Annotated in this window: 11 protein-coding genes; 7 read left to right on the plus strand and 4 right to left on the minus strand. The window is 69.0% G+C overall.

Annotation, left to right across the window (positions count from 1 at the left end; genetic code table 11):
• The first annotated feature begins 2 nt into the window (after nucleotides 1-2).
• Nucleotides 3-242: a hypothetical protein gene (locus LFM09_RS37290; RefSeq protein ID WP_414101310.1), complete on the plus strand. Its 240-nt coding sequence runs from the start codon at nucleotides 3-5 to the stop codon at nucleotides 240-242.
• Nucleotides 243-441: 199 nt separating this feature from the next.
• Here the strand turns inward: LFM09_RS37290 and LFM09_RS37295 are convergent, their stop codons facing one another.
• The gene (locus LFM09_RS37295) at nucleotides 442-699 is read right to left on the minus strand and encodes a hypothetical protein (protein WP_414101311.1); all 258 of its coding nucleotides are present in this window, start codon (nucleotides 697-699) and stop codon (nucleotides 442-444) included.
• Nucleotides 700-825: 126 nt separating this feature from the next.
• Here LFM09_RS37295 and LFM09_RS37300 point away from each other — a divergent pair, with 126 nt between their 5' ends.
• Genes LFM09_RS37300 through LFM09_RS37320 form a run of 5 tightly spaced genes read left to right on the plus strand, consistent with a single transcriptional unit; the run spans nucleotide 826 to nucleotide 4,499 of the window.
• Entirely contained in the window at nucleotides 826-1,407 is a 582-nt protein-coding gene (locus LFM09_RS37300; protein ID WP_414101313.1) for an RNA polymerase sigma factor, read from the plus strand.
• Nucleotides 1,404-2,648, plus strand: a complete 1,245-nt coding sequence (locus tag LFM09_RS37305) for a hypothetical protein (protein ID WP_414101314.1) — start codon at nucleotides 1,404-1,406, stop codon at nucleotides 2,646-2,648. Before LFM09_RS37300 ends, LFM09_RS37305 begins: the two co-directional genes overlap by 4 nt.
• 30 nt (nucleotides 2,649-2,678) lie before the next feature.
• Nucleotides 2,679-3,161 (plus strand): GNAT family N-acetyltransferase, encoded by a 483-nt coding sequence (locus LFM09_RS37310; protein ID WP_414101315.1) that lies wholly within the window; start codon nucleotides 2,679-2,681, stop codon nucleotides 3,159-3,161.
• A gap of 10 nt (nucleotides 3,162-3,171) precedes the next feature.
• On the plus strand, nucleotides 3,172-3,948 hold the full coding sequence (locus LFM09_RS37315; RefSeq protein WP_414101316.1) for an arylamine N-acetyltransferase family protein: 777 nt from the start codon (nucleotides 3,172-3,174) through the stop codon (nucleotides 3,946-3,948).
• 41 nt (nucleotides 3,949-3,989) lie between these two features.
• Entirely contained in the window at nucleotides 3,990-4,499 is a 510-nt protein-coding gene (locus LFM09_RS37320) for a general stress protein (RefSeq protein WP_414101317.1), read from the plus strand.
• A gap of 66 nt (nucleotides 4,500-4,565) precedes the next feature.
• Here the strand turns inward: LFM09_RS37320 and LFM09_RS37325 are convergent, their stop codons facing one another.
• A complete protein-coding gene (locus LFM09_RS37325; RefSeq protein ID WP_414101318.1) occupies nucleotides 4,566-5,225 on the minus strand; it encodes a hypothetical protein in 660 nt (219 codons plus the stop codon).
• On the minus strand, nucleotides 5,225-5,905 hold the full coding sequence (locus tag LFM09_RS37330; protein WP_414101319.1) for a hypothetical protein: 681 nt from the start codon (nucleotides 5,903-5,905) through the stop codon (nucleotides 5,225-5,227). The genes LFM09_RS37325 and LFM09_RS37330 overlap by 1 nt, the downstream gene beginning before the upstream one ends.
• A gap of 52 nt (nucleotides 5,906-5,957) precedes the next feature.
• Here LFM09_RS37330 and LFM09_RS37335 point away from each other — a divergent pair, with 52 nt between their 5' ends.
• Nucleotides 5,958-6,656 carry a hypothetical protein gene (locus tag LFM09_RS37335; protein ID WP_414101320.1) on the plus strand — a complete coding sequence of 233 codons (699 nt, stop codon included), beginning with the start codon at nucleotides 5,958-5,960 and terminating at the stop codon, nucleotides 6,654-6,656.
• 80 nt (nucleotides 6,657-6,736) lie between these two features.
• On the opposite strand, the gene LFM09_RS37340 is transcribed toward LFM09_RS37335, so the two are convergent.
• Complete coding sequence (locus tag LFM09_RS37340; RefSeq protein WP_414101321.1) at nucleotides 6,737-7,216, minus strand: hypothetical protein; 480 nt, start codon at nucleotides 7,214-7,216, stop codon at nucleotides 6,737-6,739.
• Between the last annotated feature and the right edge of the window lie 425 nt (nucleotides 7,217-7,641).

Raw genomic sequence — 7,641 nt, forward strand, 5'->3', positions numbered from 1 at the left:
GCGTGGAGTGCGAAGAGGACACGTGCCTGCTCTGCGCGGGCACCGGGACCATGTCGTGGCAGCAACCCGTTCCCGGTCCGGAAGGCCTTGTGCTGCACGAGATGTCGCACCCGTGCCCCCGCGGGTGCTCCGGCTGGTGGAAGCTCCCGCACGGCGACCGCGGAGGGATCGTCCCAGGCGTTGTCGCAGGCAATGCGGCCCGTGCCAACGAGATCCCGGCGGGACCGTCCACCCCGGTGTGATCACCGAGCGTGAACGATGGGGGTCACCCATTATTGCCGGGACGGTCCCTGCTTGGCGGCTGCGTCCACTTGGAGTAGAAGCGGACACTGTTCTTCTGTGAAGGAGTGCAGCCGTTGCCTTGGCTCTGGGCTCAACGAGGACCGGACCGCCTGCCGTGTCTGCGGCGGGCTCGGCCAGGTCCCCGACCGGTAGCCGAGGCTATCTCTTCGTCATCAGGGTCGGACCGAGGATTCGCCGCGCGATCCTCTTGGCCAGCGACTTCGGCTGGCGCGCGGACGCCGCTGCAGCAGATGCCGCGGCAGGCGATGTCGTGGGTGCTGGGGTCGTCGCTGCGGTGGGTGGCGCGGCCGGCGTCGCTGGAGTCGTCGCAGGCAATGTCGGTTCCTCGGTCGTGATCTTCGCGAACACCTGGGTCGCCGGCTCAACACTGCCGGACTGCTGCTGCTCGATCGGCACGCGAAGATCTTGCCATCGCTGTCACCCACGCCTGCCAAGAGGGCTACTCCCCGGTACCCCGGACTCACCGCAGAGTGATCGGCGTCACGCAGCACACTGACCTGTGACGGCCCCAGGCGGAGTGTGATGACTGAGACGACCGAGCGGGCGGACGTGGGTCCGCCGCCGGACGCGCAACTCTGGGACCTGATCGCGAAAGGCGACCACGCCGCGTTCGCCGAGCTGTTCGAACGGCACGCCGAGGCGGTGTGGAACTACGCCTACCGGCTGACCGCCTCGTGGTCGCAAGCCGAGGACCTGCTCTCCGCCACGTTCCTGACCGCGTGGCGCAAGCGCGGCGAGGCCAGGCTGGTGCGCGACTCCGCCCTGCCCTGGCTCTACACCGTCACCGCGAACCGCGCCCGCACCGAGTGGCGGGCCTCGCGGCGGGCGTTGAGGCTCGTCGCCAAGCTCGTGCCGCAGGACGAGCACGACCACGCCGAGGACGTCGCCACCCGCACCGACGCCCAGCGCCGCCTGGCCGCGGTGGTGGCCGCGATCGCGAAGCTGCCGCGCGCCGAACGAGAGATCGCCCAGCTCTGCCTGCTCGGCGACATGTCCACCGCCGACGCCGCCACGCTCCTCGGCATCACCGAGTCGAGCGTCCGCGCCCGCGTCTCCCGCACCCGCGCCCACCTGCGCGACCTGACCAGCGAGGACTCCCAGTGATCGACCAGCTGCCCGAGCGCCGCACCCTGCCCGACGACGTCCGCATGCGGGCCCGCCGCCGCCTCACCGAGGGCATGGACCCCGCCGCGAACAACCGCACGCCGGTGCTCATCGCCGCCGGGGTCAGCCTGCTCGCCGCGGGCGCCGTCTTCGCCGGCCAGTTCCTCGGCGGCGGACCCACGCCGGTCGCGTCCCCGCCGTCCTACCCCTACAACGGTGAGTTCGTCGGCAAGGACCGCGCCGTCGTCAACCACGTCGAACGCGGCGTCGTCGCTCCCGATGCACTGGCCCGCTGTGCCTCTGCGGCGAAACAACATCCGCCTGCCGCCGAGTGGCAGACCATCGCGACCAGCCGCAAGGACGGCACGATCCTCACCGCGTTCCGCGTCCCGGCCGGCGTGTTCTTCTGCGCGAACACCGCGACCACCACCACGATCTCCGCTCCGGACGACACGAAGCTCGACGCGGGCTACCGCAAGGTCAAGATCCTGTTCACCACGCCGAGCGGCACGCTGGCCGGCCTGGTCTCGCCGGACGTGAAGTTCCTCAGCCTGTCCCGAATGGGTGACATGGGCTGGAACAACACGTCACCGGCCCTGGTCGACGGCCTGCTGCTGGCCCCGCACGGCTTCACCAAGGCCGAGAACGGCACGAAGGCGCTGGCCAACGGCTACGACTTCGCCCTGCGCGGCGTGCCGAAGCCCACGCAGCCGGTCGTGGACCGCCCGCTGCCGCCCGCCGTCCGCGACACCCCGGAGACCATGCGGTTCGCGCGGTGCCTGGACGACCGCGCGATCCCGGACGCCGACCAGTTCTTCCTCGGCGTGACGGCCAAGGTCAGCGCCACGGACACGATCCTGCTCGGCCGGTTCGGCGACCTGATGGTGTACTGCCTCGACGCCGGCGGACCGACCCGCGGCTGGGTCCACGACCTGCGCGACCCCGACGGCATGGACGTCCTGTCCGGCAAGACCGTGAGCGCGATCCGCGCCGCGTACGACTTCAAGCCGATAGCGGGCGGCGGCTCCGGCAGCGGCAACTACGCGGCGGCCGGCCTGGTCCTCGACCCGCGCGTCGCGTCGATCACCTACGTCGCACCCGGCCAGGCCGACGCGCCCGCCACGATGAGCAACGGCACCTTCGTGCTGACGGGGAGGCTGAACGAACCGCATCCGGAGGGCCGCGTGATCGTGCGCGACGCTCAGGGAGCGGTGCTGGAGACGATCAAGCCGACCCGGTAATCGAGTGGACAGCGGCGTCAGGATTCGGTTGTGGAGACCGAACGCCTGACGCTGCGCCCGCTGACCGCGTCCGATGTGGACGCCCTGGAGAAGCTGCACGCCGACCCCGAGGTGATGCGGTTCCTCGACCCGGAACCCGCGGAGAACTTCCTCGGCGGGAGTTTCTGGGCGGCTCACGAGAAGGAGTCCGGCCGGTTCATCGGCTGGTTCGAGTTCAAGGACGTCGGTGAGGGAGCCGTTGAGCTCGGGTACCGGCTGCATCCCGAGTTCTGGGGCCGCGGTTACGCGACCGAGGGCGGAAGAACCCTGATCGACCGCGGTTTCACCACCGGCGGGGTCGAGCGCGTCGTCGCCACCACGATGTTCGTCAACAGCGGGTCGCGGCGCGTCATGGAGAAGTGCGGGCTGCGGCACGTCCGCACGTTCCACGTCGACTGGGACGAGCCGCTGCCCGGTTCGGAACAAGGGGAGGTCGAGTACGTGTTGACCAAGGAGGAGTGGCAGTCGAGCTAGGGGGAACGGGATGTGGCAGACGGAGTCAGTCGACCTGGACGCGTACTTCGCGCGCACGGGAGCGTCGGCGTCCAGCTCGTTGACGGAACTGCACGAGGCGCATGTGCGCGCCATTCCGTTCGAGAACATCGACGTGATGCTCGGCCGCGTGCCGTCACTGGACATTGAGGACATCCAGGCCAAGCTCGTCGGTTCGCGCCGCGGCGGCTACTGCTACGAGCACCAGCTGCTGTTCACCGCCGTGCTCGAACGTCTCGGGTATGAGGTTCGGCGCAGGATGAGCCGGGTGATGACCGGACCGCGCACGCACTTCATGTCGATCGTCGACGACCACCTCGTCGACGTCGGCTTCGGCGCCGGGATGCTGCACCCGATGCCGCTGGCCGACGGCGCGGTCGTGGACCAGGCCGGGTGGCCGCACCGGCTGCGGCGCGCGGACGGCCGGTGGGTGCTGGAGAAGCAGTCCGCGGACGGCTGGGACCTCCAGCACGCGTTCGAGCCCGATGTCGAGCAACTGCCCATCGACTACCTGGCGGCGAACTACTACGTCGCCACGCACGAGCGTTCGCCGTTCAGCCGCCAGCTCGTCGTCATGCGTCTCGAACCGGGATTGAGCCGGCGATTGGTGGGCTCGAAGTTCACCGTCGAACACGCCGGTGAGAAACCTGAGAATTCTCAGGTTGAAGACCTCGCGAAAACGCTGGATTCGCTGGACATCACGCTGACCGAGGGGGAGCTGAGTCACATCAGCTCAACTTTGGGAACAATCGCGGAAGCGCGTTCGTAATACCTGGCATAAGGGGATCGCATTTCGGAGGTGTTGGAAAAATGACCACCGCGACTCCGTTCGCCACGGGAGCAAACTCCACTGGTGTCAACGCACTGCCCACGCCGCCCACGGGCTGGCCGATCGGTTCCTACGCGACCTACGAAGAGGCGCAGCGGGCCGTCGACCACCTGGCGGACAACGACTTCCCGGTCGCCGACGTCACCATCGTCGGTGTCGAGCCGATGATCGTCGAACGCGTCACCGGCCGCCTGACCTGGGGCCGCGTCCTCGGCGCGGGTGCCGCGTCGGGTGCCTGGTTCGGTCTGTTCGTCGGTCTGCTGCTGGGCCTGTTCTCGACCGGCGGCGCGCTCGCCCCGATCGTCACGGGCCTGGTCGTCGGTACGCTCTTCGGCCTGATCGGCTCCGCCATCCGCTACTCGGCCCAGCGCGGCCGCCGCGACTTCGCCTCGACCACTCAGCTCGTGGGCGGCCGCTACGACGTCCTCAGCCACCCGCGCAGCGCCGAGCAGGGCAAGCAGATGCTGACGTCGCTGGCCTGGCGGTCATGAGCACGGCCGGTGCCGATCTCCGAGCGGCCTGAAGACCAGCTCCCACCACAAGGAAACGCCGTCCCGTCACGGGGCGGCGTTTCCGCCTTTTCGGCGCCGTCCGGCCACGACGAGCGCACCGCCGAGCACGATCAGCGCAACGAGCCCACCGCCCAGCCACCAGGGACGGGTCGGCGGGGTGTGGCCGGTGACCGTGACGTGCTCACCCTCGTTGGCGGCGGACTCGATGTCCCGAAGGGTCAGCATCGTGTCGTCCTGGCCGAGGAACTCGTTGGTGGCGCGGAAGTTCTCCAGGTCGGTGTAGGTCCGCCCGGTGTCGTCCACGAGCAGCGACTCCTCGCCACGCTGCAGGACGAACAACACGAACAGCTCCAACGACCCGTCGCCGTGCTTGACGATCACCGACCGGCTGAACAGCCGGCCACCGGCCGCGGTCTGCTCCACCGCGATGCTCCGGTCGCATCTGTCCTCGAAGAACGGCGGCCACGTCCCGCCGTCGCATTCCAACGCGTGCAGCACGAGACGCTGGAACTGGTCGCCGCTGTAGCGGGCGACGATCGCCTGACGCCGAGCCTCGGCCGTCGATGCGGTAGGGGCCCACAGGTCACCCTTGACCGACGTGGACTGGACGTATTCGAAGAAGAGCTCGTTGGGCGTCACCGACGGTTCTGCCGTACTGCACGAGGTGGTCAGCAGCACCGCGAGCGCGACCAGTACGAGGCGCATCAGGCGTCGTTCCGCAGGTGCGCGGTCAGGCGCCGCTGATGACTGCGGCCCGCCACGACGATCACGACACCGAGCGCGGCGACCACCACGAGCAGCCCGCCGAGCCACCACCAGTACCAGGTCGGCGAGGTCCGCCCGGTGACCGTGATGAGGTCGCCCCCTCCGGGTGCGACCGCGATGTTCCGCACGGTCAGCAGCGTGTCGTCGGTGGCGAAGAGTTCGTTGGTGGCGCGGAAGTTCTCCAGGTCGGTGTAGGTGCGGCCGGTCCCGTCCAGCAGCACGGACCGTCCCGGGCTCTGCGCCACGTACAGGGTGACGAGCTCCAGCGAGCCGTCGCCGTGCTTGACGATCACCGAGCGGGCGAACATCGTGCCGCCGCCCGCGGCACGGTCGACCACGCTGCTGCGCCGGCACCTCTTGGTGTGCCAGTCGGGCGCCGGCTTGTTGTCGTTGCATTCGTAGGCGAACAGCAACGCACCCCGGAGCTCGCCGCCGCTGTACCGGGAGGCGAGGGTCGCCAGCCGGTCCTCGCTCTTGGTCGCGCCGTGGGCGAGCAGGTCGTTCTTGACCGTCGTCGACCGCGCGTATTCCATGAACAAGTCGTCCGGTGACACCGACGGCTCCGCCGACCCGCACGCGGAGGCCAAGAGCACCGCGAACACCACAAGCACCTGACGCATGCTGCGGAAGCTAGGTGGACGGTGCTGGGACCGGTCCCCGCATAATGGCCCCATGCCTGGGGGAGTTGTACATGAGGCGCTGACGAAGCTCTGGTGGCGCGTGCCGTTGGCCGTGGCGGCCTTGGCCGTGAGCGCTGTCGACCGGTATTCCAGCCTGTTCGTGCTCATGCCGGTCCTGCTGTGGTGCATGCTGGCCCGAACACGGTCGACAGGTCTCGTCGTCGGCCTGGTGCTGCTGATGTTGCAAGCGTGGGTCGTCGTTCCACGCGGGTTCTGGTGGGCAGGGCCGTGGGTGCCTTCGCCGGTTGAGTCGTTCTGGCTCTACGCCCTGCTCGCGGCGATCGTGAGCTTCGTCGGCGTGTGCGTGGAGCGGCGGGAAGCGGCCGGCGTGCTGTGGCTGCTCGCGTTGGTGGGGCTGGGTTTCGTGGGCGCCGGGAACAAGGTGCTCATGCACGAGTACGACCCGCCCGGCTGGGAGGGTGTGCTGCCCGGCCCACCCGGCGTGCACGTGACCGAGGGCGAGGGCCGGTGCGACTCCGGCCGCTGCTGGCGGGAACTCGCCGCGACCGGGGAACGGGCACACGAGGTGATGCGCGTGCACCTGGAGTCTCGGGGCTTCACGGCCGTGAGCCCTCTCGCCGGCGATGAGCGGTTGTGCCGGCGAACGGGCGTCACGGTGCCGTACGAGGTGTGCGCGGAGTTGCGGGACACGGCGCCCGGCACCGTCCGGGTCACCTGGTACGTCGACTAGTGGTGTGGCCCGGAACGTTGCCGCGATGCACCCTGCTGAGCGTGAATTACCTCGCCAACATTCCGGGACGCGCCACTAGTTCACGGGCGCCATTCGCCCACGACCGGTGACGCCGATGTCACCGTCGTGACCTTGTCCGGGGCGAAGGAGTACTTGTCGAAGACAGCGGGACTGGTGATCCACCGGTACCCGCCGAGGTGGCCGTCCCAGATGTAGATGGCGTCGCCGGACGCCTTGGCCAGGTGACCCTTGCTCAAGGTCCCGAAGCCTCCGTAGCAGTCGGCGAAGAGGTTGTCGAAGATCGTGACTCCGGCCTCGGGCCGGAACAGGCTGAGGTAGACCTCCGGGCTCGGGATCCAGTAGAGGCGCCCGTCCGGGTCGACGACGTAGATGGCCGGTGACGACGAGGTCTTGACGCGCTGGCCCGGTACCGGGCACGTGCCCGCGGCCGCCGCTGTCTCGACCAGGGCCACGCTCCGGGCCGTGGAGTCCGAGACAGCGCTGCCGGCGCCTGCCAGCAGCGCCGCAGCGATGAACGCAAGCGAAAGTGCTTTCCTCATGTTCGATCCCCCCAGGGTTGCGTGCGTCGGGACTGTACCTGACCATGCGCCGACGTCGACAAAATGGCATCTGACCAGGTGCTTCGCACTCCCGTGGTCAGCTCGACCGCGGAAGCGCGTTCGTAGTACCTGGCATAAGGGGATCGCATTTCGGAGGTGTTGGAAAAAGTGCCAGTCGGCTTGCAGGTGGTCGAGGGCGGATGCGGTTCCGGCTACTGCTGGCGGCACCTGGACTCCCACGGGTACGAGCCGGCGACCCCCGTTCGCCGGCGACGAGCGGGCTCGCCGGCGAACGGGGGTCGCGGTGACGCACGAGGTGTGTGCCGAGCTGCGGAACACGGCACCGGACAACGTCCGGGTCACCTGGTGCGTCGACTAGTTGTACTGCCTTGAGAGGTTGTGAACGGTCCGACACGTAGTCGGAT

Source organism: Lentzea alba (assembly GCF_047445655.1).
GTDB classification, from domain to species: domain Bacteria; phylum Actinomycetota; class Actinomycetes; order Mycobacteriales; family Pseudonocardiaceae; genus Lentzea; species Lentzea alba_A.

Excerpts from the sequence above, each read along its gene's own strand:
- LFM09_RS37320 (WP_414101317.1), top strand. The coding sequence starts at position 3,990 with ATGACCACCGCGACTCCGTTCGCCACGGGAGCAAACTCCACTGGTGTC.
- LFM09_RS37325 (WP_414101318.1), bottom strand. The coding sequence starts at position 5,225 with ATGCGCCTCGTACTGGTCGCGCTCGCGGTGCTGCTGACCACCTCGTGC.
- LFM09_RS37330 (WP_414101319.1), bottom strand. The coding sequence starts at position 5,905 with ATGCGTCAGGTGCTTGTGGTGTTCGCGGTGCTCTTGGCCTCCGCGTGC.
- LFM09_RS37340 (WP_414101321.1), bottom strand. The coding sequence starts at position 7,216 with ATGAGGAAAGCACTTTCGCTTGCGTTCATCGCTGCGGCGCTGCTGGCA.
- LFM09_RS37335 (WP_414101320.1), top strand. The coding sequence starts at position 5,958 with ATGCCTGGGGGAGTTGTACATGAGGCGCTGACGAAGCTCTGGTGGCGC.
- LFM09_RS37315 (WP_414101316.1), top strand. The coding sequence starts at position 3,172 with ATGTGGCAGACGGAGTCAGTCGACCTGGACGCGTACTTCGCGCGCACG.
- LFM09_RS37300 (WP_414101313.1), top strand. The coding sequence starts at position 826 with ATGACTGAGACGACCGAGCGGGCGGACGTGGGTCCGCCGCCGGACGCG.